22 protein-coding genes and 2 pseudogenes are annotated in these 21,726 nt (G+C 58.8%); 15 read left to right on the forward strand and 9 right to left on the reverse strand.

The genetic code is table 11. The annotated features are described in order from the left end of the window. Positions 1–8 precede the first annotated feature (8 nt). Positions 9–590: a hypothetical protein gene (locus tag B5527_RS23375; RefSeq protein WP_079603645.1), complete on the reverse strand. Its 582-nt coding sequence runs from the start codon at positions 588–590 to the stop codon at positions 9–11. A gap of 387 nt (positions 591–977) precedes the next feature. On the opposite strand from B5527_RS23375, the gene B5527_RS23380 reads away from it, so the two are divergent. Next, positions 978–1,637 carry a peroxiredoxin gene (locus B5527_RS23380; RefSeq protein WP_079603646.1) on the forward strand — a complete coding sequence of 220 codons (660 nt, stop codon included), beginning with the start codon at positions 978–980 and terminating at the stop codon, positions 1,635–1,637. Positions 1,638–1,709: 72 nt separating this feature from the next. Here B5527_RS23380 and B5527_RS45785 read toward each other — a convergent pair whose 3' ends face one another. After that, on the reverse strand, positions 1,710–1,826 hold the full coding sequence (locus B5527_RS45785; RefSeq protein WP_154072462.1) for a DUF2177 family protein: 117 nt from the start codon (positions 1,824–1,826) through the stop codon (positions 1,710–1,712). Positions 1,827–2,033: 207 nt separating this feature from the next. On the opposite strand from B5527_RS45785, the gene B5527_RS23385 reads away from it, so the two are divergent. Both B5527_RS23385 and B5527_RS23390 read left to right on the forward strand, forming a co-directional pair. Next, positions 2,034–3,491, forward strand: a complete 1,458-nt coding sequence (locus tag B5527_RS23385) for a cryptochrome/photolyase family protein (RefSeq protein ID WP_079603647.1) — start codon at positions 2,034–2,036, stop codon at positions 3,489–3,491. Between the two features lie 72 nt (positions 3,492–3,563). Next, positions 3,564–3,842 carry a histone gene (locus B5527_RS23390; protein WP_079603648.1) on the forward strand — a complete coding sequence of 93 codons (279 nt, stop codon included), beginning with the start codon at positions 3,564–3,566 and terminating at the stop codon, positions 3,840–3,842. A gap of 119 nt (positions 3,843–3,961) precedes the next feature. On the opposite strand, the gene B5527_RS23395 is transcribed toward B5527_RS23390, so the two are convergent. Next, positions 3,962–4,840 carry a DMT family transporter gene (locus tag B5527_RS23395; RefSeq protein ID WP_079603649.1) on the reverse strand — a complete coding sequence of 293 codons (879 nt, stop codon included), beginning with the start codon at positions 4,838–4,840 and terminating at the stop codon, positions 3,962–3,964. 291 nt (positions 4,841–5,131) lie between these two features. Next, positions 5,132–5,578: a hypothetical protein gene (locus tag B5527_RS23405; RefSeq protein WP_079603651.1), complete on the reverse strand. Its 447-nt coding sequence runs from the start codon at positions 5,576–5,578 to the stop codon at positions 5,132–5,134. A gap of 236 nt (positions 5,579–5,814) precedes the next feature. On the opposite strand from B5527_RS23405, the gene B5527_RS23410 reads away from it, so the two are divergent. Beyond that, entirely contained in the window at positions 5,815–6,060 is a 246-nt protein-coding gene (locus tag B5527_RS23410; protein WP_079603652.1) for a hypothetical protein, read from the forward strand. A gap of 132 nt (positions 6,061–6,192) precedes the next feature. Here B5527_RS23410 and B5527_RS23415 read toward each other — a convergent pair whose 3' ends face one another. Beyond that, on the reverse strand, positions 6,193–6,393 hold the full coding sequence (locus B5527_RS23415; RefSeq protein ID WP_079603653.1) for a hypothetical protein: 201 nt from the start codon (positions 6,391–6,393) through the stop codon (positions 6,193–6,195). Here B5527_RS23415 and B5527_RS23420 point away from each other — a divergent pair. From B5527_RS23420 to B5527_RS23435, 4 genes are all read left to right on the forward strand, one after another. Beyond that, positions 6,392–6,709: a hypothetical protein gene (locus tag B5527_RS23420; protein ID WP_245332229.1), complete on the forward strand. Its 318-nt coding sequence runs from the start codon at positions 6,392–6,394 to the stop codon at positions 6,707–6,709. The genes B5527_RS23415 and B5527_RS23420 overlap by 2 nt on opposite strands. A 207-nt stretch (positions 6,710–6,916) precedes the next feature. Next, the gene (gene dctP / locus B5527_RS23425; protein WP_079603654.1) at positions 6,917–7,951 is read left to right on the forward strand and encodes a TRAP transporter substrate-binding protein DctP; all 1,035 of its coding nucleotides are present in this window, start codon (positions 6,917–6,919) and stop codon (positions 7,949–7,951) included. 3 nt (positions 7,952–7,954) lie between these two features. After that, entirely contained in the window at positions 7,955–8,524 is a 570-nt protein-coding gene (locus B5527_RS23430) for a TRAP transporter small permease (protein WP_079603655.1), read from the forward strand. A 19-nt stretch (positions 8,525–8,543) separates the two neighbouring features. Then, entirely contained in the window at positions 8,544–9,821 is a 1,278-nt protein-coding gene (locus tag B5527_RS23435) for a TRAP transporter large permease (RefSeq protein WP_079603656.1), read from the forward strand. A gap of 259 nt (positions 9,822–10,080) precedes the next feature. Here B5527_RS23435 and B5527_RS44370 read toward each other — a convergent pair whose 3' ends face one another. Then, positions 10,081–10,224: a hypothetical protein gene (locus B5527_RS44370; RefSeq protein ID WP_154072464.1), complete on the reverse strand. Its 144-nt coding sequence runs from the start codon at positions 10,222–10,224 to the stop codon at positions 10,081–10,083. A 1,259-nt stretch (positions 10,225–11,483) separates the two neighbouring features. Between B5527_RS44370 and B5527_RS23455 the strand changes: the two genes are divergently transcribed. The 6 genes and pseudogenes from B5527_RS23455 (at position 11,484) to B5527_RS23480 (ending at position 17,728) form a co-directional block, all read left to right on the forward strand. Further along, positions 11,484–12,515: an IS110 family transposase gene (locus tag B5527_RS23455; protein ID WP_079603660.1), complete on the forward strand. Its 1,032-nt coding sequence runs from the start codon at positions 11,484–11,486 to the stop codon at positions 12,513–12,515. 882 nt (positions 12,516–13,397) lie between these two features. Then, a complete protein-coding gene (locus B5527_RS23460; RefSeq protein ID WP_197689201.1) occupies positions 13,398–14,102 on the forward strand; it encodes a PEPxxWA-CTERM sorting domain-containing protein in 705 nt (234 codons plus the stop codon). A gap of 570 nt (positions 14,103–14,672) precedes the next feature. Further along, positions 14,673–14,777 (forward strand): annotated as a pseudogene (locus B5527_RS47745) (PEPxxWA-CTERM sorting domain-containing protein); the annotation flags it as partial. Positions 14,778–15,494: 717 nt separating this feature from the next. Continuing rightward, positions 15,495–15,605, forward strand: a pseudogene (locus B5527_RS47750) (PEPxxWA-CTERM sorting domain-containing protein); the annotation flags it as partial. Between the two features lie 358 nt (positions 15,606–15,963). Continuing rightward, a complete protein-coding gene (locus B5527_RS23475) occupies positions 15,964–17,082 on the forward strand; it encodes a DUF2336 domain-containing protein (protein WP_079603663.1) in 1,119 nt (372 codons plus the stop codon). A gap of 403 nt (positions 17,083–17,485) precedes the next feature. After that, positions 17,486–17,728: a PilZ domain-containing protein gene (locus B5527_RS23480; protein ID WP_079603664.1), complete on the forward strand. Its 243-nt coding sequence runs from the start codon at positions 17,486–17,488 to the stop codon at positions 17,726–17,728. Positions 17,729–18,287: 559 nt separating this feature from the next. On the opposite strand, the gene B5527_RS23485 is transcribed toward B5527_RS23480, so the two are convergent. Then, positions 18,288–18,560: a helix-turn-helix domain-containing protein gene (locus B5527_RS23485; RefSeq protein WP_079603665.1), complete on the reverse strand. Its 273-nt coding sequence runs from the start codon at positions 18,558–18,560 to the stop codon at positions 18,288–18,290. A gap of 183 nt (positions 18,561–18,743) precedes the next feature. On the opposite strand from B5527_RS23485, the gene B5527_RS47755 reads away from it, so the two are divergent. After that, positions 18,744–18,827, forward strand: a complete 84-nt coding sequence (locus tag B5527_RS47755) for a hypothetical protein (RefSeq protein WP_079603666.1) — start codon at positions 18,744–18,746, stop codon at positions 18,825–18,827. A 1,257-nt stretch (positions 18,828–20,084) separates the two neighbouring features. Here B5527_RS47755 and B5527_RS23500 read toward each other — a convergent pair. Both B5527_RS23500 and B5527_RS47155 read right to left on the reverse strand, forming a co-directional pair. Beyond that, positions 20,085–20,999 carry a PEPxxWA-CTERM sorting domain-containing protein gene (locus B5527_RS23500; protein ID WP_079603668.1) on the reverse strand — a complete coding sequence of 305 codons (915 nt, stop codon included), beginning with the start codon at positions 20,997–20,999 and terminating at the stop codon, positions 20,085–20,087. A 202-nt stretch (positions 21,000–21,201) separates the two neighbouring features. Further along, entirely contained in the window at positions 21,202–21,327 is a 126-nt protein-coding gene (locus tag B5527_RS47155) for a hypothetical protein (protein ID WP_276329275.1), read from the reverse strand. Between the last annotated feature and the right edge of the window lie 399 nt (positions 21,328–21,726).

Here is a 21,726-nt window from a genome sequence, read left to right on the forward strand (position 1 = left end):
GCTGAAACTCACATCCCGATGTCGAAGACGTTGGGCAGCTGCACCATCGGCAGCGTCGCCACGCCGATAATGGTGGCGACCAATGTCATCAGGGTACGGTTGCTGCGGCGCTTGCCGCGCATCTGGCTTGCGATCCACTCCAGCACTTCGGTATCGACACCGACAGCCTGGGTGGGGGCCCAGCTTTCGATCGCGGTCTCTGGCGACAGCGCCACGGTGCGCGGCGGCACCGGCAGGCCGGAGGCGGAGGCCGCGTGGTGCACGACGGCCTTGGCCAACAGGTCGTCGAAACGTCCGTCGTCGCTGCGCTCGGCGGCTGCGTCGTTGATCTCGAACAGCGCTTCGGCTTCGGCCCGGCTGACCGGCTGATGCTCGACCGCAGACGCGGTCAGGATGCGCGCGCACCAATCGGCGTCATCGGCATCCAACTCGCGGGAAAAATGCACCCGGCCCCTGGTGGTGGGGCCCTCGCCCGTGATCACGCCATCTCGCACGACGGCGAGAGCAAGGGCCGCGGTATTGCGGCAGGAAATCTTCGAGGGTTCGAGCGCTTCGATCGGTTCGGCGACGCTAACGATAGGGGCAGACATGGGTTAGGTTACTCTTCTCAGTTTCTTGTTCTGGGCCAGCATTCGGCTGCAGGCGTAAACGAGTGGTTAACGATTCGAAACTTGAGTCGTTAGTTTTTTAGATGGTTGCTGTTTGGTCGCTGTGACATCTGTTACGGTTCAGGTTCAGCGGGTCGCAAACTCGTCCGCCGGTGGTGGGACGCGCAAGCGGCAATATAGCGGCAACGCGCTTTTGCCGGCGCTGTGGTCTTTTCGCCGCAGCGACGCGGATCGAGACGGGGTGCTAGAATCCCCCCCATGCCGGAGAAGGATCTTCTCCTTTTGCCGGAGCAGTTCACTTAGAGCACTCCGCTCCCTATATTGGAATTGCGAAATTCACCTGTAACGTGAATGACATGAGGTCGTAACATGACTCTCCAGATTAACGCTGTGGCCCCGGATTTCGAGGCTGAAACCACCGACGGCAAGATCAAATTCCATGACTGGATCGGCAACAGCTGGGCGCTCTTGTTCTCGCACCCAAAGGATTTCACCCCGGTCTGCACCACTGAGCTCGGCGCGCTGGCCAAGCTGAAACCGGAATTCGACAAGCGCGGCGTCAAGCTGATCGGGCTCAGCGTCGATCCCGTCGACAGGCACTCGAAATGGTCCGAGGACATCAAGGAGACGCAGGGTGCCGCGCCGAACTTCCCGATGATCGGCGACACCGACCTGAAGGTCTCGAAACTCTACGACATGCTGCCGGCCTCGACCTCGGGCGATGCCAACAGCCGCACCGCCGCCGACAACGCCACCGTGCGCAACGTCTTCATCATCGGACCGGACAAGAAGATAAAGCTGGTGCTGGTCTATCCCATGACCACCGGGCGCAATTTCCAGGAAATCCTGCGCGTGATCGATTCGCTGCAGATGACGGCGAAGCACCGGGTCGCGACCCCTGCCGACTGGAAAGAGGGCGACGACGTCATCATTGCCGGTTCGGTCACCGACGACGAGGCCAAGACCATCTATCCGCAGGGCTGGAAAGCGCCGAAGCCCTATCTGCGGATCGTGCCGCAGCCGAAGTAGCGGCTGAACCCGCTCGCAGCCATCAAAGTGGAGCCTGGATCCGCAGCGCGTCCACAAGCCCGACAGCGCGCCTTACAGCGGCATCGACTGCCGTGTTGCCGCTGCGCTGCCGCTGACGAAAATCAGGATGGTCGCCACGTAAAGCAGATAGAACAGGATCGCCGGCGCAAGCCTGATATCGCCGCGCATGTCGCCGACTTGCGAGGCGACGATCCCGAGAATCAGAAATCGATCGGGACCAGCACGATCAGCGGCGCCAGATAGAGTACAACTTAACGGTTCACGAGCGGCCTCCAGCGCGTCGCACGCCTGTCTACGGATTGTACGTATCAGGTCCGGCAAAGTTGCAACGTCGATGCGCGGACCTAACGCGCGCCATCGGAGTTGACCCGCCCGATGGCCAGCAAGTCCGATTCTCCCTCCATCGTCTGGTTTCGCGACGATCTTCGTCTTTCCGATCACCCCGCCCTGTATGCGGCGTCGAAGACCGGCGCGCCGGTGATTTGTTTGTACGTGTTCGATGAAGCGCGCGACGTGCCAAACATGCGTCCGCTGGGCGGCGCGGCACGCTGGTGGCTGGCGCAGTCGCTCCGGATGCTGCAGGGAAATCTCAAAGCAATTGGCTCATCGCTGGTGCTGCGCCAAGGGCCCACGGCAAAGATCATCGCCGCCTTGGCCCGCGAGACCCATGCTGGCTCGGTGTTCTGGAACGAAATCGCACAGGCCCCGCATCAGGCCATCGCGGATCAGCTCGCCGCGGTTCTGAAGGAGATCGGCGTCAGCTCGCAGAGCTTCCCCGGCGACCTGCTGGTCGCCCCCGCCGATATCCGCAACCGGGAAGGCCGGGGTTTACGGGTATTCACGCCGTTCTGGCGGCGGGTGCTGGCCTTGGGCGGTCCGCCCAAGCCTCTGCCCGCACCTGACAGACTTTGTTCGGGTCCGGACCTCGCCAGCGATGAACTCGAAAGCTGGCGCCTCGAACCCGTACGTCCGGATTGGGCCGGCGGCTTGCGCGAAACATGGAAACCGGGCGAGATATGCGCGCAACAACGGTTCAAAGCGTTTCTCGAAAGCGGCATCGCGGGCTACGCCAGCGAGCGCGACCGGCCCGATCGCGAGGGCACATCCGGGCTGTCACCGCATCTGCGCTTCGGCGAAGTCAGTCCGCGCCAAGTCTGGCACGCCGCGCGCTTCGCCGCGGCCGAGCGCCCTGCCCTGTCGGGCGATATCGACAAATTCCTGAGCGAACTGGGCTGGCGCGAATTCTGTCGCCATCTTCTATTTGACGAGCCCGATCTCGCCACGCGCAATCTGCAGCCCTCGTTCGACGGGTTTCCGTGGCGCCACGACGAGGACGGGTTGCGGGCTTGGCAACATGGCCAAACCGGCTACCCCGTCGTCGATGCCGGAATGCGCCAGCTCTGGCACACCGGGGTGATGCACAACCGGGTGCGCATGGTGGCGGCGTCCTTCCTGGTCAAGCATCTCCTGATCGACTGGCGCTTCGGAGAACAATGGTTTTGGGACACGCTGGTCGATGCCGACCCCGGCAGCAACCCCGCCAACTGGCAGTGGGTTGCGGGCTCCGGTGCCGACGCCGCTCCCTATTTCCGCATCTTCAATCCGGTTTTGCAGGGCGAGAAGTTCGATGCCGACGGCGGCTATGTCCGACGCTGGGTGCCGGAGCTCGCACGATTGCCTGCAAGCGTCATCCACCGGCCGTGGAGCGCAACGTCGTTCGAACTCAGGGCTGCGGGCGTGGAGTTCGGCAAAACCTATCCGGCGCCGATCATCGACCACAAGTCGGGGCGCGAACGCGCGCTCGCCGCCTATGGAAGGATCCGCGGCGGGTGAACGGAGGGCATCTCTTTAACAGGGCGACGAATCCCGCTATCGTCAGCGCTCCGATAAACCCTGGGGGATGATATGGACGACGAGAAACCGATTCTGGAACAGACGACAGACGCGATCAGCAGCGCCGCCGATGCGACAAAAGAAGCCGCCAAGACGGTGGTCAAAAAGGTCAAGAAGGCCGCCAAGAAAGTCGCCAAGAAGGTGATGCCGAAGAAGGCCAAAAAAGCCAAAAAGGCTGCGAAGAAATCCTCAGCGAAAAAATCGACCAAAAAGGCCGTCAAGAAAGCTGGTAAGAAAGCCACCAAGAAAGTCGCCAAAAAGAAAAAGAAGGCCAAGAAGTCGAAGCGCTAAAACGATCGGTTTGCGCGTATTCTGATCCCAAACCGGTATCCACTTTCGCGGAATACACGCTTGCACTCAAAAGCCTCCGGAGCAGAGCCGGAGGCTTTTGTCACGGGACAAACGCCACGTCAGGCTCGTATGCGCCGGTTGACCAGAAAGACCGCGGCGGCGCAGGCGACCATGCCTGCGATGGCAACGTTATCGAGCCGCTCGCCGAACAGGACGTAAGCCATGATCGCTGTCACCGCCGGCACCAGGTAGAACAGGCTGGCCACCGACGTCGCGGCCGAGCGGCGGATCAGCCAGTACAATAGCCCGATCGATCCGATCGACAGCACCACCGCGAGCCAGATCAAGGCCAGCACGAACTCGCCGGTCCACTGCACCGCATTGCTTTCGAACAGCCACGCCCCGGCGGCGAAGAAGATCGCCACCGCGATGTACTGCACGAGATTGCCGGCGCGCCAGTCGATCTTGCTGCAGTAGCGCCGCTGGTACAGCGTTCCCAGGGTAATGCTGACCAGCGAAACCCCGGAGGCCAGCCAGCCCCAGCCTGCCTCTCCGCTCATCGGACGATTGTGCAGTATCAGCACCACGCCGGCGAGCCCGAGTAATAGCCCGCCCCATTGCAGCGGCGTGACGCGCTCGCCGAACCAGCGGTTCGCCAGGGTCGAGGTCAGGATCGGCTGCAACCCCGGAATCAGCGCCGAGAGCCCGGCAGGGATCGAATGGGCGATCGCGACTGCGGTGCCGCCGAGGTAAAATCCATGCACCAGAATGCCCGCGGCGACGCTGTGGGCGATGCCGATCCGGTCCGGCCATTGCGGCCGCGCGATCGCGGCGATGATCGCCATCAGCCCGACCACAAAAGCCATGCGGATCGCAAGATAGGTCAGCGGCTCGGCACCGTGCAGAGCGTATTTGGTGGCGATAAAGCCGGTACTCCACAGCACAACAAAAATCGTCGGCGCCGCGCGCGCGGCTAATTTTTCAAAGTCAGGATTCATTGCTGCCCTCAGTGCCCGATCATGGGCAATGCGGCAACGCCCATTCGCGCGGAACGGCTGGCGCGGTATGGCATGGCGAAGTTCGAGAACGAGAAATTGCCGGGGAGCAATGCTATGCAGCGGCCCAGTTGAGTGATCCTCATGCGCTGCCACCGGGTCTCGCCTTCGGCGAGCCCGATGGCAGGCTCCAGCGGAGCATCCAGCACGCGCAGCGCTTCGATTCAATCACCGCCGCTCTGGAAATACTGGGCTGACCGGCTCCGCGGCGATCACAGTTGCAGGTGGGATGCGCTAGAAATCTTCCGGACAGGGGTCGACGATCTTCCAGAGATCCTCACCGTTCTTGATCTTCTTCATCTCGGTGGTCAGCCCGCCGTTGCGGCGGATCCAGTTCTTCACCGTGTTAGGGTAGTTGGACATCAGGTCGGATGTCCCCGCGGCGCTGGTGACCTTGATGCCGAAGGTAAAGGCCTTGTCGTAATAGGCCTGGTGGAAACCGAGGCTGGCGCGCGGCGTCACGCAAATCTTGTTGATCGGCACGATGCCGAACACCAGCGTGCAGGCCGAATTGCAGATGCCATCGATGATGACGCGCTCGTGGCGAGCACGGATCCGCTGGTACTTTGCCTTGTATTCCTCGATATAGCCGCCGTGGTCGCGTGTAATATGGAGATCGGCGCGCGCCGGCGTCGCGGCCAGCAGCGAAAACAGCAGCAGGGAGAGAGGCGTGATGCGCATGGGTCGGTCGGGGCCGGATCGAGCCTGTCGGGAAGGCCGGAAAGCCGGGCCTCCCGGCCGGACCGGACGGCACAACTCAGGCCTTACTGTGTTGGAAATTCGCTAAGCTTCCAGGCGGGAGCGAAAATCTGCGTCCTGTGCCGGATTTGACGCACTTTTTCAGGTATTCTGGATGGGTTGGGAACCCGGGTTGGGTTAAAATGTCTCCCTTGCATCCCGAGATCAGGAGAACCCGGATGACAAAACTGAAGCTTCTCGCCTCCGCCGCGATTCTGGCGGCACTGGCCGCGATGCCCGGCCCAGGGCAGGCGCGCAGCCATGTTCCCTATCATCTTCCCTACGACGTCAGCTTCAACCACAACTACGGGCCCGGTCTGCTGCCCGGCACTTTTGCCTACTACGATGGCCCATCGACGAACGCCTGTTGGCGGGGTTCGGCGACCTATCTCGGCGAGGACCACCGCAGGCACCCCTGCAACTGATCCGTCTTTTGCGAAGACGCAGGCCTGCGACACTGTGCGCGCGGCTCAGCCGCCAGCGCATCATCCACGTCGCTACTGGCGAGTTCTCAAAGATTTCGCTGATCGAGGGTCGCGGCTCGCATCGATCATCAGCTATGGCTGAGAACTCAAACTTTCACCCGTCAGCAAAAGGTTGAAGCGATCGGCGGAATACAAATGTCCGGCCGGAGCCCGGATCGAAACTGCAAAGCAATCCGCGGCAAGCTTGCGGGCCAGTGTTACCGTAACGATGGCGCTGGAACGGATGTCGGTGGTGTAGCGATCGTCTTTTACCGCCTCGGTGATGAATGTCATGTGGTCCGCCGCATATCACAAGCCGTTCGGTAAGCTGACAGAGCTGAACTGGAACTTGGTCGGTTTGAGCTTCGCTGCGCGTGCCGATGATGCGCGCGGCAGCTCTCAGATGGTTGCAAGCAAGGAGGACGAAAATTCCTCGGATCTGATCCGAACTATCTCGCACCATTCCCTGGCCTACATGCTGTGCGCAGCCAGTGAGATGTTTCGCCGCTTCGGCAACAAACACGAGCTCCAAAAAACCAATATTCTCCTGGTGCGCAAATTCCTTCGCGGCTTGACGGAAGCCGGCGTCGAGTTGCCTGGTGGCGTTTGAGGCTGCAAGCCCCGGCCCGGCCAGCCGAACTTGCACTGGCAAATTTTGATCGCCTACGACGAATAGACCCGCTCCGCCCTGGGCCTCGGGACGCGATTGCGCGTTGCCGATCGAGGGCCTGCGAGGTTATGCTGTGCCAAAAAGGCTCCGCCGTTTAGCCCTTCGAGGCGCCGGCCGGTGAAATTGAGCACACTGGGAGGAGATCCGATGACACCGCGTCTGTCACGCCGCCGTTTTGCCCTCGCCTCGGTTGCCGCCATTCTGGCGCCTGCGTTCGTCCGCTCCGCGCGAGCCGATGAGCCGATGCGCCTGCGGCTGTCGCTCGACACCGCGCCTTCGCATCTGCGCAACGTCTCGATGAAGGATTACCTCGGCAAGGTCGAGGCCGCCTCCAACGGCAAGATCAAGACCGAGATCTTCGAAAGCGGCCAGCTCTATCCCGATCTCGAAGTCGGCAAGGCGCTGATCCAGGGACAGGTCGAGATGGCGGCGCCCGGCAGCTGGACCATCACCGGCATCGTCTCCGACGCCGATTGTTTCCAGCTTCCGGTGCTGTACGGCCAGCCGATCGACCTCATTCACCGCGTCATCGACGGCAAGCCCGGCCAATACCTCAACGCCCAGATCCAGCAGAAGCTGCGCTCGCACGTGCTCGGGCCCTATCTCGATCTCGGTTTTCAGAACTGGTACAGCGCCAATAAGCCGATCGCCGGCCTCGCCGACCTCAAGGGCATGAAGATCCGCAACTCGGGCGGCGCCGGCCAGGCCTGGCGCGCCCGCTTCCTCGGCGCGATCCCCAACACCACGGCCTGGCCGAACGTGCCGCTGGCGCTGTCGCAAGGCACCTTCGACGGGCTGGTCAGTTCGAACGAAAGCCTGGTCAGCGCCAAGCTCTGGGATTCCGGCGTCAAATTCGCGCTGGAGGACCACCAGTTCATCGCCGAATACATTCCATTGTTGAGCCAGGTGTTCTGGGACAAGCTCTCCCCCGACCAGCAGAAGATGATGACCGACGTTTGGGCGCAGAACGTCCCGACCTACCGCGCCAATATGGCCGCCGCCCAGACCAAAGCCCGTGCCACTCTCGAAGCGCACGGCATCAAGTTTTCCGATCCGACGCCAGAGCAAAGCGCCGCGGAGCGCAAGCGGATGGTGGCGGAGCAGGACCAGATGGCGAAGGAGATCAAGGTCTCGCCCGAGATGGTCAAACTCATCATGGCCGAAGCCAGCAGCGGCAGCTGAGCGGTGGCCTGGCCCAAAGCTGCGGTCGCGCTTCGATGGTGGGACCGGATCGAGGAGACGCTGGTCGGGCTGCTCGGCCTCGTCGCATTGCTGATAGGGCTGCTTCAGGTCATCGGACGCTATTTCGATCCGGCGCGCGCCATCAGCTACGCCGAAGAGGTCATCGTCTACCTCATCATCTGGGCGATCATGATCGTCTCCAGCCAGCTGGTGCGCCGCGACGGCCACGTCCGCCCCGACCTCGTGCTGCGCCTGCTGTCGCCCCGATACCTGCGCCTCGTCGAGATCTTCAATTGCCTCGTCGCCATCGTGTTCTGCGGCGCGCTGGTTTGGTACGGCTGGCAGATCGTCGATACCTCGCTGCTGATAGATGAAACGAGCTCGACCGATCTGCAATTTCCGATGTGGATTTATTATCTCGCACTGCCGGTCGGCAGTGCGCTGATGCTGCTGCGCTACATCATGCGTCTGGTTCGCTTTACTTCGTATTTCGACCCCGAAACGATGACGGTCGGCCAGGTGCTGCACGATGAGATGCCGAGCGGGCTGCCCGCCCCCCATCCCCCGCGCTAGAGGGATCGCCGGTCCCCACATGCTGACCCTCCTGTTTTTGGTGTTGTTCTTCGGGCTGCTCGCTGCGGGAATGCCGATCTTCCTGGTGCTCGGGATGTGTGCCGGCATCCTCTACATCGCCACCGGTCAGCCACTGATCGGCGCGGCGCAGATGGTGATCAACAAGCTCAATTCGACCACCCTGATGGCGCTGCCATTATTCGTGATGGCGGCCGCTTTCATGCGCTCCGGCGGCGTCGCCAAGGCGCTGGTCGATGTCGCCACCGCTTGGCTCGGCGGCATCAGGGGGTCGCTCGGCCTCGTCACCGTTGTGGCCTGTACGCTGTTCGCGGCGATCTGCGGTTCGAGTGTCGCAACTGCACTGGCGATGGGAACCATCCTGGTGCCGGCGATGATCGAGCGCGGCTATCCCCGCTCGTTCGCACTTGGCGTGGTCGGCGCCTCCGGCACCATCGGCATCGTGGTGCCGCCGAGCCTTGCCCTCATTCTCTACGGTATCGTCGCGGAGCAATCGGTGCCGCGGCTGTTCCTCGCCGGCGTGCTGCCCGGCCTGCTACAGGCCGCGGCGTTCGCCGCCTGGGTGTTGTACGATGCGCGGCGACGCAATTTTCCGGTCGAACCGTCGCTGCCGCTCAACGACCGGCTGCGCATCACCGCGCGCGCTCTGCCGGCGCTGGCGGTGCCGCTGGTGGTCACGGTCGGAATCTATGGCGGCGTCGTCACCGTCACCGAGGCGGCGGCGCTGTCGGCGGCGGTCGCGCTATTGGTATCGCTGATCTTCTATCGCGGCTTTCACTGGACGCAGACGCTGCAGGTAATCACCGATGGCATCCGCAGCGCCGGCACCATCATGCTGATCGTGGCCACCGCGCTCGCCTTCGGCCACTGGATGACGGAGTCCGGCATCCCCAACCAGCTTGTCACCTTCGTGGTCGGCCACGGTTTTGCGACCTGGCAGTTCCTGCTGATCATCAACGGACTATTGCTGGTGCTCGGCTGCTTCCTGGAGGTCACCGCGACGCTGCTCCTGGTGCTGCCGATCCTGGCGCCGGCGTTGAAACCGTTAGGCGTCGATCCCGTGCATTTCTCGATCATCTTCACCCACAACATGGAGATCGGGCTGGTCCACCCGCCGGTCGGGCTCAATCTTTTTGTGCTCTCGACCATTTCCTCGGCACCGATCGGCGAGGTGATCCGCGGCATCCTGCCGTTTCTGATCCTGCTGCTGATTGTGCTCGGCATCATCACCTATGTGCCGATCCTGACGTTATGGCTGCCCAACGCGGTGTTTGGCTGAGCGAGCGTTGGCAAGCAGTCGAGGTTTTTCCCCAGGTTTGAGAACCTCCCTGCCAGGCGCTGCAAATGAGCCGTCGCTCGCAATGCTGCCATTGCATCCGGACGACGTTTCGCGCCAGCCAAATCCTGTTTGCGGCAAGCGTCACGGTTGCCCGCTGTGGCCGAAAGAAAAGTTGCCCAGTCTGAACAGCCGTTCATAAGACTATGCTTGACGATGAATAACCTATTCGGCATCGTTTCACCGCGTCACCAAATCGCCCCTAGGGAGGAAATTTATGAGGAAGATCGCTTTCGTGGTAGCTGCTCTGGCTGCCGTCGCCTTTGCTCTGCCAGTCGCGACCGCGCAGGCCGGTGGCTATCACCACCATCATCACCATCACCACCACCATCATCACTACTGACAAAATGGCCCCTTAACCGGGGCCATTTTTTTGTCGTGCAACATCGACCCGCTATCAATTGGCAAAACGCATCATGCCGGTACGTTCAGTTAGGTAACGCGGCCTGCTCTTCCCCACACTCCGAAGACGGGAGATAGACATGGTCGCAGCTATCTGGTTTTCAATGGCACGCTGGCCGAATGCATCAGGGAACTGATGAGCAAACCCGTCAAAGACATTTCCCTGTACGACATCGTCACGAGCCCTCATCGCCGGTATCGAGACTCTCAGGAACCAGATGCTCGAATCGCGCTCGGAGGCCGCTCGTCAAGTTGCTGCTGGGCTTGACGCTGCCTTGTGCGCGCCAGGCCGAAACGTCGGTGAAGGCGGGGAGTTCAAGGAGTAGGCGCCCTGCTTCCAAGAGCAGAAACGGATTGGTGAACCAACCGAATATCCCCAAACGCCCCCATCCAGCCTGCCAGCAGCACGTTCCATCCGGAAAGGACTGTGTCACCTACGCATCGTGTTGCGGCCGGTGCCGCGAGCGAACCAGCCCAGAGGCAGAGCCCGACCACACCGGCAATCGTTCGCACATAAAGAGCGGTCATGTCCCGATGTTGGCCTTTGCTGTGCCAACAATGCAGCGAGGGCGGTGCGATAGCGAGCGATGAAGGCCGCATCGTCTCGCGATCCGGCGGCGGCCGTGGCGCGATCTAGCAGACGTTCAAATGGCTCGGGGAGATCGTCGGCAACGTATAGGGAAGCCATATCCGGTGCGTGCAAATGAAGCACGGCAATTGTCACTTGGTCTATCGCGATGTTACGGGCGTCCTCCAGATCGGCTCTTGCACTCCAGCTTGAGAACAAATCGCTCGCTGCACCAGATATGAACATCGCGCTCCCTTACGAACCTCCTAGCGTAGACCGCAGCGTGGCCGTCATCACGACAATCAAAAACGTCAAGGCCGGTGTAACGACCATCTTCCCCAACCTGACGTGCGACGTATTCAACCACCGCACTACTTTAGCGGGTTTCGAAAGTTGACGTCAACATCACACGCACCTCTTTGGTCGTTGATTATGGGTTCCGCAAATACGAAAGCCGCCGCGCCGGGTTGAGATCGGTGCGACGGCTTAGGCTGATACGCTGCCCGCGCTCACTGTCGCCGCACCGGGTACGCGACCGGCTTCCGCTTTTGATGCTGTGGACGGCTCCTCCACCGGCACATCGGCGCCATGGATGTTGGCGCTGTTAGTGCTCCCACGATTCAGAGGAGCGAGCCATGCAGACGATAACGACAATCGGTTTAGACATTGCCAAGTCGGTTTTCCAGGTCCACGGCGTTGACGCTGGCGGCAAAGCTGTCGTTCGCCGTCAGTTGAAGCGTCGCTATGTGCTGGCGTTCTTCCAGAAGCTGTCGCCATGTCTGGTCGGTATAGAAGCCTGCGCCTCAGCGCACCATTGGTCGCGCGAGCTGCAGGCACTGGGTCACACCGTGCGGCTGATGCCGCCGGCCTATGTGAAGCCCTACGTCAAGCGGCAGAAGAATGACGCGACTGACGCAGAGGCCATTTGCGAGGCGGTTACCAGAGCCAACATGCGGTTCGTGCCGACCAAGACTGCCGAGCAGCAGAGCGGCCTGGTGCTCCACCGCGCCCGCCATCTGTTCATCGGCCAGCAGACCTCGGTGATCAATGCAATCAGGGCCCATCTTGCCGAGTTCGGGATCGTTGCGCCGGTCGGGCGTCACGGTGTCGAGGAACTGCTCAATGTCGTCGCCGATCCAAGCGACAGGCGGGTTCCGGAAATGGCCCGCGTGTGTCTCCTGGCATTCGGGGCTCAATTGCGCAGGATCAAGGAGCAGATCCTGGAGTTCGACCGTCTGATCAGGGCCTGGCACCGATGCAACGAGATGAGCATGAGGCTCGATGAAGCTCCTGGCGTCGGTCCGGTGCTGGCCACTGCTTTGGTCGCTGCCGTTGCCGATCCAAAGTCCTTCCGATCAGGTCGCAACTTCTCGGCATGGATTGGGCTGGTTCCTAAACAGCATTCAAGTGGGGGCAAGAACAGGCTCGGCAATATAAGCAAACAAGGTGACCGCTATCTGCGCGGCCTGTTCGTGGCCGGCGCGCTTGCTGTCATCCGTTACGCCAAGATCCATGGCACCAACCATCGGCCCTGGCTGACGGCCTTGCTGGCGCGGCGGCCGACCAAAGTTGTGGCTATCGCGCTCGCCAACAAGATCGCCCGAATGGTCTGGGCCATGATGGCCAGAGGCGAGAGCTACAAGGAACCCGTCGCGCTTGCGCGATAAACGAAATCGCGCCGAACAACCGGCGTGATGTGTAGGTTGGGAGGGCGAACAGCACGTAATGCAGAGCCGGTCGATTCGGCGATCAGGACAACCCACTCGTGCCAAAGCATTCTTGAATGCGAGTTGTTGGTCGGGACCTGATCCGCGGAGGGCATTATGGCCAGCGGTCAAGTGAACCGCACCTAAAGGCCGAACACATGGCAGCACCGACCAAGCCAACGGACCTCGGAAACGCAAACTGGAAACCGCTGGTTCCGTGCCAGGAACAACCTGTTTTTCGCCGCCTACGTCAGGAACCGGGCACATCGCTATCGGTTATCCAAACGATCTCCTGAACCGGACTTCAACCGGCATCCTGAAAAAACCGAAACTAATTTCGACGGTGCTAGAATAGAAAGGGTCGCACGGAAATATTTTCAGCACATTCTTCTCAAGCAAGCGCGTGTGACGCCCCTTCGGCGTCGAACTCGCGACTAAGGTTGCCATGGAAGCCCGCTATATTCCGCCTCGTCGCTGGTGCGATAGGACACCGCGCCGTTATCCGTGGCCCGCACTTACCGCCGCTGTTGTGATTGTTGTTGCGCTGATCCTACTTCTTCTGATTTGTCGGTCTGCGTGACTAAGAATGTTACGACCGCCGTCCCCAATGACGATCCTACATGCGAAGGATCGAGGACTCTTGGGACGTGCCGGGTCAGCCCCGCATCACTCCTGCTGCGGTGCATTGGGCGTTATTGGCACGAACCGGACCAACCTGACTGGTCTGACGATGTACGTTCCTCGGGGTAGACCGGAAGTGGCCGAACCCACGGTCGAAACGACGCGATTGACCCCACTTCGGACATCGCGAGACACGAACACCCCGGTGTCCGGCTATTTAATTTGAAATATTTGAGGGGGCTGCGGCTCGCAATTAAATACTACCAAAAATATATCGCTGGCATTTGCCACAATTATCGCTTGTGGTTCCTTGGCGAGCCTATAAGGTTAGAAAAAGTTTCAGCGGGTATTTCAATGAAACGTTTGCTTGCTTCTGCCGTGCTTTGTTTGGCTGCGTCGCTCGCTCAGGCCTCTCCTGTCGATGTTACCGAGACCATTTCCGGTTCATCTGGCGCTTGGGTATATGATTTCTCGGTAACCAATAATCTTGGCGGAACTAACGATGTTTACGCGTTCGGCGTCGAATTGCCGACAGCAAATGAAACGGGAATTCCCTCTGGTTGGGTTAATTACGGTGCTTCCTACAACCCCCTTGGCTCGGGAGGACCTAACATCTCCTTCAACAACATTTGGATTTCTCCTAACCTGAGCACTGTTTTTATTGCCCCCGGTCTCACGTTGAGCGGTTTCGAAGTAACCGATACCTCTACGGCCCCTGTGAGCAGCGTGGATTGGCTCGCAACCGCCTTCGGCGGCACGTACACTGGCGGAGGAAACTTCAACACTTCTGACAACCCGGGATTTGCGGGCACCATTTCTTCCGCCGTCCCCGAACCATCCACATGGGCAATGATGATCTTCGGCTTCGCTGGCATTGGCTTAATGGCATATCGCCGGAAGTCAAAGTCAGCATTGATGGTGGCGTGATCACCGAGCATCGGGTTTGTGAGAGCCGCCTTGGAAAACTAATCAATCAAAAGGGGAAATGTCATGCGGACGAAGATCCTGTTTGTGGTCGCGATTGGCTCGTTTTTTAGCTTGATGGGTGTGCAGGCGCAAGCCGGGCTGATCAATGCAGACAGCACTGTCGATATCTTTTTCGGGTCACAGACGTCACAGCCGTACGGCAGCACAGTTTTTAACGCTGGCACGCCCGGCCCGTTTTCGCTGTCGGCGCCCATACCCTCAACCAACCTTCACAATACAGAACCATTTAATATAAGCGCAGACGCGGGGTTCTGGTTTTCGGACACGACGGTAACGATTTATAATAACGCAAGCCCTCCGCTTCAATTTGCGGATCCCTATACTACATTCGATTTTAAATTCACCAATGAGAACATCTCGAGCGTAGCCATCGACCAGAGCACGGCCGCCGATTTCTTACCCGCCACATTGACACTTCTCGGCCCGGACGAGTTCACGGTCTTTATCAACGGGGCTGATCCGGCTTATCTTGATACCTTGGTCATCGATGTCACGACCGGGAGCGTTGGCGCCGTCCCCGAGCCTTCCACGTGGGCAATGATGATCCTCGGCTTTGCAGGCGTTGGCTTCATGGCCTATCGCAGGAAGTCGAAGCCAGCATTGATGGCCGCGTGATCTGCGATCATCTGGTTTGAATTTGAGAGCCGCCTCCGGGCGGCTTTTTCTTTTGTGCGACTTACATCCGCCATGTCCGGGTTTGGCACGTTTCGGACATGGCTACACCGCCGGACCATGTCCGCTTTCCGGGTAATGGCGGAAGTCGCGTTTGAGGGCGGTAAGATCTGTTTATGACCGCTATCTCACTAGCCGCTTGAACCTTTCGGGGCTGGCCTGACACTACTGAGCGCGGACTAAAACGCCAAGGTGAGTGCGTGACGATACGGCACCCACATTTGGGCCCAACCAAAAAGGAATTTGGTAGTGACCACTTGGACCGGCCAAGACCTTACGTTCAATTATTATTTCCCGACCTATGGAGCCGTCTACGCGGGGAGCCCGATTAGTTTTGTCGCGGACGGGTCGTCGAATCTGAGCACTTTTTCCAATTTAGAACCGGCCACGTTCTCCGTAACGAGTATTGCGCAAAATGAGTTGCAAATTAGCTACTCGTACCCAGGCCAAGGACATTCGTTGTCCGATCCATCGTTCGACGGATTTACAATATCGGGGCCCCTCGGTGACTCGCCGATCGTCGCCGCGTTCGTCGATCCGAACAGCACACAGCCTGGCTTGAGCAATTCAACAATAAGCTTCGGCGCTAACTCGGTGACGGTGAACTTGGCCGGAGACGTTTTTACTACCAGTTCAGTCGGATTGATTGACGTCCAATTCGCTCCGCCTGTGCCAGAACCCTCCACATGGGCTATGATGATCCTCGGCTTTGCCGGTCTTGCCTTCATGGCCTACCGACGGAAGACAAAGCCAGCATTGATGGCCGCGTGATCTGCGATCATCGGGTTTGAATTGTAGAGGCCGCCTTCGGGCGGCTTTTCCTTTGGCCCGCATCAATTGAGCGACTTCTGAAATTGGCACTTTTCCGACATGCCGGGGCGGTCTGACCATGTCCGTTCATAGCGGCAGACCGGAAGTGTCCCAACACGGTCGAAACGACGCGATTGACCCCACTCATCCGGCAATCTATCGGCCGCCAGGGGACTGGTCCTTAGCGACCGAGACTGACCATTACATAAACCTTGCTGGTGTCACGGGTCGAGGTTCCAATTTTACGAAACATTTAGTTATTCCCTCTATAGATCGTCTTTCGCTTAGAACAGCGCTCGTAAAACGCTCAGGATGAGCGATGCCTATTGCAGAGTTATCAATTGTCGACGAAGTCGAAACAGCAATAAATACCGGGTCCGCAGAAAAGCGTCTGGAAACGATGAAGCGTGTGACAGATTTTTTTCTGTCATCCGCCGTCAAGTTGAATGGCGAGCAGATCGAGCTATTCGACAATGTGCTAGAACGCCTCATAAAGACGATAGAGCTTCGGGCCATCGCAGATATCAGCGCCCGCATTGCTCTTGCGGAGCTGAGTGGGAAACTTGCTCCCATCGCCCAAGCGCCGCCTTCTGTTATCCGCCGCCTTGCAAGGAACGACGAGATAGCTATTGCTGGTCCAGTTTTGTCGGAATCTGCGCGCCTGGGCACCGAAGATTTGCTCGAAATCGCGGAAACAAAAGGTGAGCAGCACCTATTGGCCATTTCAGGCCGTTGGTGGTTGAAAGAAGTTGTCACCGACGCGCTATTGGCACGTCGATACCCAGCCGTTAGTCGTCGGATAATCAATAATCCCGGTGCGCGCGTTTCCGCATCTGGATTTGCCAAAGTTCTAGCGCAAGCTGAATCCGATCCCGAACTTGCCGTTGAGACTGGCATACGGGTCGATTTACCTTCCGAGCTTCGTCGGCAACTATTGCGGAACGCGACAGACGCGGTCCGGTCGCGGCTGTTATCACGAGCGCCACCGCACCTTTTCGAGGAAATTCGAACTGCTATTGCAGCGGTCTCAGCGGGAGTAAACCGTGAGATGTCCAAAGTTCGCGACTTTGCGGCGGCGACGCGCTTCGTAGCGCTGCTAAGCGAAAAGGGTGAACTAAATGAAGCGACTTTGTTCGGATTTGCTAAGCAACGCAAATATGAGGAGACCGTGGCTGCGCTCGCTGAGTTATCGCGATCCACCATCGAGGTAATCCGACCCTTGATGCAAAGCCTTCGCGACGATGGCGTCCTCATTCCTTGTAGAGCCGCGGGGCTTAGCTGGGAAACCGTCCACGCGGTCTTAGATAGCCGCCTTGCGACGGGAAGAATGGGGCCGCTTGAATCGGCCAAGGCACAGGCTCAATTCGCCAAACTAACAACCGAAAATGCACGTCGGCTGCTCAGGTTTTGGCAGGTTCGATCAATATCATCATCCTGATTGACACGGAATGCTGCGGCTTGAGCGGCCCGGTCACTTCCGAAATTGAAACGGACATGGCACCATGTCCGACTTGAGTCCGTAATGCTTCAAAGCGGACACCGGGCGAGAGCAACACCGGCCTGTTTAAGGAAGTGAAAATGGACCGCGGCCGCCCGATGGCGTCGCGTCGGCAGTCAGGATACCTGATCGCGCGGGGCGCCCGCCGCCATCCCCGGAGCACGGCCAGTGTCGCCATTATGAAATGATTAACCTATGGCCGCAACAATACTTCCATGAGAGTCGCAATTGCCACCGTGGTTGCTCTCCTCATACTCAATTTTGTGGATGAGCAATTTAACGACGCCCGATATACCCGGGCGGCAACGGCTATCTTTTCTCAAATCGCAAGATCATTCGGCTAATGGTAGAAACACGGATCGCGCCTCGCTACCGCGTCTCGAAAGCCGGAACCATCGAGTCCATCGGCGGCAGCGCCATCAATTGCATGGTCCGCAATCTGTCTGTTGCCGGGGCGGCGATAGAAGTATCCGACCAAACCGGTATCCCTGAGGGTTTCACACTAGCTATTCCGGACGATGGATTGCGCCTGCTCTGCCATGTCGTGTGGCGAAGTGGGTACAGGATCGGCGTCGCGTTCGATTGAGCCCGCCTCAGTTGGCGGCCTCTTTCATGTCCGGCCTTGGCATCGTCACAGGTCGCGCGCAGCGCTGTGGTGCCTTACCATTGCGCCCGCTAGGCAGATGCGCCTACCGATCTTCTTGCCCATGATACAGCTAAAGTTCGCCGCGCTCTTTCCGCATCTGGCGAAGATAATACTCTATCTCCTCTTGGCTTTCCTCGAACGAATGCTTCCGTGCCGACACCTTTCGCTCAGTCCGCATTAGAAAGATGAGACCGCTAAATAGGAAGGCTACGCCACCGACGATCATTGATAAACCCAATGCCTTCATTTAAAATCGTCCCAAAAACACCATCCTAGCTTGACCTCCTGACGTTGCAAGTCAGGCAGCCACTGTCAAAAGCGTAATTCAGCAGCGGCGTCATTTCACCCTCCTGACCGAGGTGGGTGTCATCCCACGGCGCGCGCATCCACAAGTCGCACTCCTGCTCGGTCATTCTGATAGTGGCTACCCGGAGGTTGCAACGTCGGGTACGGTCTGTAGACACTTGGCACTGTCCTGATTCTAAATCCGTATCTGCATTTAAGATGCTTCATCAGACACGATAATAAGCTTTGCGCCGACCGCGGCGATGATCTTGACGAGCGTTTCAAACGGTGCGGCAGTCTCCCCGGTTTCGTATCTCCAGATGGTTTCGCGTCGAACCCCCGCTCGTTCGGCAACTAACGTCAGCTCGTGGCGGCCTCGGGCGTAATCCAAAAGCACTTTTTGAAAGGTCATTGGGTCGTCCAGTGACAAGACCTTGTTGAGGTGTTCGACCATGTTATTCCGAGCATTTTTAGTGAGCGTGTCCATGATTGTCTCAACCTAGCTTGCGAGCTCGTCCGGGAAAGATCGAAGGTTAGCTTCGCGCCGTTGCCACAAGCAACGTCTCAAAAGATGGCTACTTTGCCAAGTGCAGATCACACGAACCGCAGTTCCTGAACCATCCGCACCTCCGCCGTCTCCGACGTCCCCGAGCCTTCCACCTGGGCCGTGATGATCCTGAGCTTTGCGGGCGCTGGCTTCATGGCGTATCGGCGCTCGCGGAAGAGCAGCCCGATGGTTCTTTCAGCAGCCTGACCAAATCTAAATCGCGAATACAGAGACGGGCGGTCTTTTTGTTTTGGGGTTCCAGATTTAACCTGCGCCGTCGGTATTTAGCTTAACAAGCGAGTTTCGTTGCAGTGTCGCGCGGAGCGGATACGCTGATTTCACCGGACAATTTCCCCAGCGTCGGACCCACCGCGGCAAAGCCGTCGTGTGATCGTATTCCGCTATCGCTCAATCGGGCCCTCTCATGACTACAGACAGCCAGCATCTTCGGATTCTAAGCTTGAGTGCGAAACCAGCCTGGGCTGAAGTCTGGCACCTTTGGACCGTCGTCATTCCAAGGAGGTCGATTACAGGCCGGCTCGTTTTCGGACAGGTATGGCGACGTCATGACGGCAGGCGCTGGATCTATAAGAAATTCATCGAATATCGAATTGAGCGGTGATCGTGGTATGGTTTTTGGCTCTTCCGATCATCTGTGTTGCCACTGCTGCTTTCATGTGGCGGTTCGAGCGGCATTTGGAGGGCCTAACCGGACCTTGGATCTCGGACTGAGCGCAGAAAGCTTGCTCTGTTCCACGGTCAAAGCGATGCCGGCTCCACCGGGATGACCGCCAGCGTTGCGCTCAAGCTTCCCGGCGCGATGCAGTTGATACAGGTGCCGATGATTGTCGGTGCTTCGTCCACGGACGCGATCTCCTGTTGCTCGCCCTGTAGATGGCGCACAAGCCGCACTAGTTGAGTCGGGACTAATTGACTCAACCGGGGCGCGAGGGTGCGATGGGGGCATTTCAGTGGGGGCTAACGATAAAATTAAAACTGTTTGCTGTCCTTTCCGCCTTGGTCTTCTTTTTCACCGCGAATTTGATCGCTCAAGCGACCACTTATAGGACGCCGCCGCTACGGTGATTCGGCGGCCACGGCGATCTAAGCCGTGGCGCACCGGTATTATATCGAATGCGGGCAGCGGCTTATCTCAAAAATGGCCAAGCGCGGGTGCGGAGAGTGGTTGCCGTGGCTCCAGGCAAATGCTGATGTGCTTTGCTTGTCCGCGTGGCAGACAGCAACTTGATTGATGGAGCTGGCCCGAAATGGTGCGTTGACCTTTGAGGCCATTCTCATCACTATCGCAGATGAACCGGGCAACGCAGCGCCGCAGGCGTCGAGGCGACGGACGAAGGGCCACGCTACGAGATGGCGAGCCTGACATGAAAGAGTCCGTCAACTGAGGCGGCCTAAAAGAAAAAGCCGCCCTGAGGCGGCTCTCCTAAGTCAGAAGCGGGGTGGTTACGCAGCGTGAAGCGCCATCTTGTCTTTGCGACGATACGCCGTGAAGCCAATACCGGCGAAGCCGAGAAGCATCATCGCCCATGTGGAGGGTTCGGGAACGCCGCTTACTTGGTTGGGAGGGCTTGGAGGAGCATTCAATACAAAGTGGGACACGAGTTGGAAGTCCGACGAGTCACCACCGATTATCCGACCGTCAATCGTGGTGCTATCAATATTGAACTTGTCGTTGAGGCCGACGATGACGCCATTGACGACGCCCATATTCGTGTTGCCGCCTATCTGCTGCCCGATGCCTAGGATGTTGATGAACACGTTGTCGGAAGTGATCCCGCCTGTGAGGTTTAGCAGGTTCTTCAGTTGGACGTTATTGTTGCCCGTGACGTTAATCACCACGGAGTCGGTGGCGCCGCCGGTGATCGTCAACGCGCCGCCATTAAGGAAATTACTAGCCGAGACCGTGAATACATAACTTCCAGTGCCGTCGAGCGTTCCGCTGGTCGCGTTGAGGGCGCCCGAACCGCTGAAAGACGTGCCGGACTGGGCAGCGAAGGTGCTGGAGAGGCTCGCTATTGTGTTGTAGGCGGATGCAACGTTCGCATCGTTGGCGACCTTGCCGCCGTTGAGCGTGCCTGACCCGAGATTGGTCTGCGCAGTGCCAACGAAGCTGAAATTGCCGTTGATCGTGCCACTGCTGAACTGGACGTAATTGCCTCCCGCTGTGGTGGCGGAATTATCGGTGGCGACATTTCCGTTGTAGGTCGCGTTGCTGAATTGCATGCTGTGGGTGTTGGGTCCGGCGATGGCTCCGTAGAACGCAGCCTCACCAAGATCAATCGTGCCAGCACGCGCCTGCGTTGATAGCGCCACGGAGGCGCTGAACACCGAAAGCATCATTATTGATTTAATCGACATTTTCGACCTGTATGATCATTTACGGGCTAAAACTAGGTAATCTAAAACCGGTAAAACACACGACCCCAGATGTCAACATCGGGCGTTCGGAGCAAGCCAAGCCATTGATATAGATCCGGTGGAGATATAGATCCGGCTCAGTAAATGGCTAAAGCGTTGTTGCGCTCAACGAATGGGGTGAACCTGCCGTGAAATCCCGCATTTAATTAAGCAGCACCGGAATCTCAAATATTTCCAGATTAAATAGCGCGATACCGAGGGCTGGCCGCAGACGTAAAAGCCCCACCAGCATGAGCAGCATGCGATGCCCCGCCGCTGCTTTCTTCAAAACGGGTCGATGTCCGAGTCGGGTCCAGAAGCAAAACGTGCACGCGCGGAGAACTCGCAGAATTGTTTTCTCTCTTTTCTTCTTCCGACGGTGACTGGCAGATCGCCTCTTCTCTTATTGAACGCAATCGAGACTAACTTTCTACGCGCAAGTTCGACGTCGGAGTTTTCACACAGCCTCGGTCAAATTCGGAAGTCCGTGCGCGCAACTAGGCCGTTCGCGGTAGGGACGCGAGTTACCCCGCGCCCCCCGCACAGATCCGTGCGAGCCCAATTCGGGCACACGGCTCCCACCTCGGGTGTGTAACGGCGCGTCGTGATATTCTCACGAAATTCCGTATGCGCTTCAGCGCCTGTGACACGGTTTCCCGGTACTGTGCCCGGCCCGTGCTTTGCTGAC

The organism is Bradyrhizobium erythrophlei, assembly GCF_900129425.1.
Classification (GTDB): domain Bacteria; phylum Pseudomonadota; class Alphaproteobacteria; order Rhizobiales; family Xanthobacteraceae; genus Bradyrhizobium; species Bradyrhizobium erythrophlei_C.

Bases quoted from the DNA above. Each gene is read 5' to 3' on its own strand.
- B5527_RS23455 (WP_079603660.1), top strand. From the start codon at position 11,484: ATGCAGACGATAACGACAATCGGTTTAGACATTGCCAAGTCGGTTTTC.
- B5527_RS23380 (WP_079603646.1), top strand. From the start codon at position 978: ATGACTCTCCAGATTAACGCTGTGGCCCCGGATTTCGAGGCTGAAACC.
- B5527_RS23395 (WP_079603649.1), bottom strand. From the start codon at position 4,840: ATGAATCCTGACTTTGAAAAATTAGCCGCGCGCGCGGCGCCGACGATT.
- B5527_RS23375 (WP_079603645.1), bottom strand. From the start codon at position 590: ATGTCTGCCCCTATCGTTAGCGTCGCCGAACCGATCGAAGCGCTCGAA.
- B5527_RS23435 (WP_079603656.1), top strand. From the start codon at position 8,544: ATGCTGACCCTCCTGTTTTTGGTGTTGTTCTTCGGGCTGCTCGCTGCG.
- dctP (WP_079603654.1), top strand. From the start codon at position 6,917: ATGACACCGCGTCTGTCACGCCGCCGTTTTGCCCTCGCCTCGGTTGCC.
- B5527_RS23405 (WP_079603651.1), bottom strand. From the start codon at position 5,578: ATGCGCATCACGCCTCTCTCCCTGCTGCTGTTTTCGCTGCTGGCCGCG.
- B5527_RS23410 (WP_079603652.1), top strand. From the start codon at position 5,815: ATGACAAAACTGAAGCTTCTCGCCTCCGCCGCGATTCTGGCGGCACTG.
- B5527_RS23480 (WP_079603664.1), top strand. From the start codon at position 17,486: ATGGTAGAAACACGGATCGCGCCTCGCTACCGCGTCTCGAAAGCCGGA.
- B5527_RS23475 (WP_079603663.1), top strand. From the start codon at position 15,964: ATGCCTATTGCAGAGTTATCAATTGTCGACGAAGTCGAAACAGCAATA.
- B5527_RS45785 (WP_154072462.1), bottom strand. From the start codon at position 1,826: ATGCGCGGCGATATCAGGCTTGCGCCGGCGATCCTGTTCTATCTGCTT.
- B5527_RS23385 (WP_079603647.1), top strand. From the start codon at position 2,034: ATGGCCAGCAAGTCCGATTCTCCCTCCATCGTCTGGTTTCGCGACGAT.
- B5527_RS23500 (WP_079603668.1), bottom strand. From the start codon at position 20,999: ATGTCGATTAAATCAATAATGATGCTTTCGGTGTTCAGCGCCTCCGTG.
- B5527_RS47755 (WP_079603666.1), top strand. From the start codon at position 18,744: ATGATCCTGAGCTTTGCGGGCGCTGGCTTCATGGCGTATCGGCGCTCG.
- B5527_RS23485 (WP_079603665.1), bottom strand. From the start codon at position 18,560: ATGGACACGCTCACTAAAAATGCTCGGAATAACATGGTCGAACACCTC.
- B5527_RS23420 (WP_245332229.1), top strand. From the start codon at position 6,392: ATGTGGTCCGCCGCATATCACAAGCCGTTCGGTAAGCTGACAGAGCTG.
- B5527_RS23390 (WP_079603648.1), top strand. From the start codon at position 3,564: ATGGACGACGAGAAACCGATTCTGGAACAGACGACAGACGCGATCAGC.
- B5527_RS23415 (WP_079603653.1), bottom strand. From the start codon at position 6,393: ATGACATTCATCACCGAGGCGGTAAAAGACGATCGCTACACCACCGAC.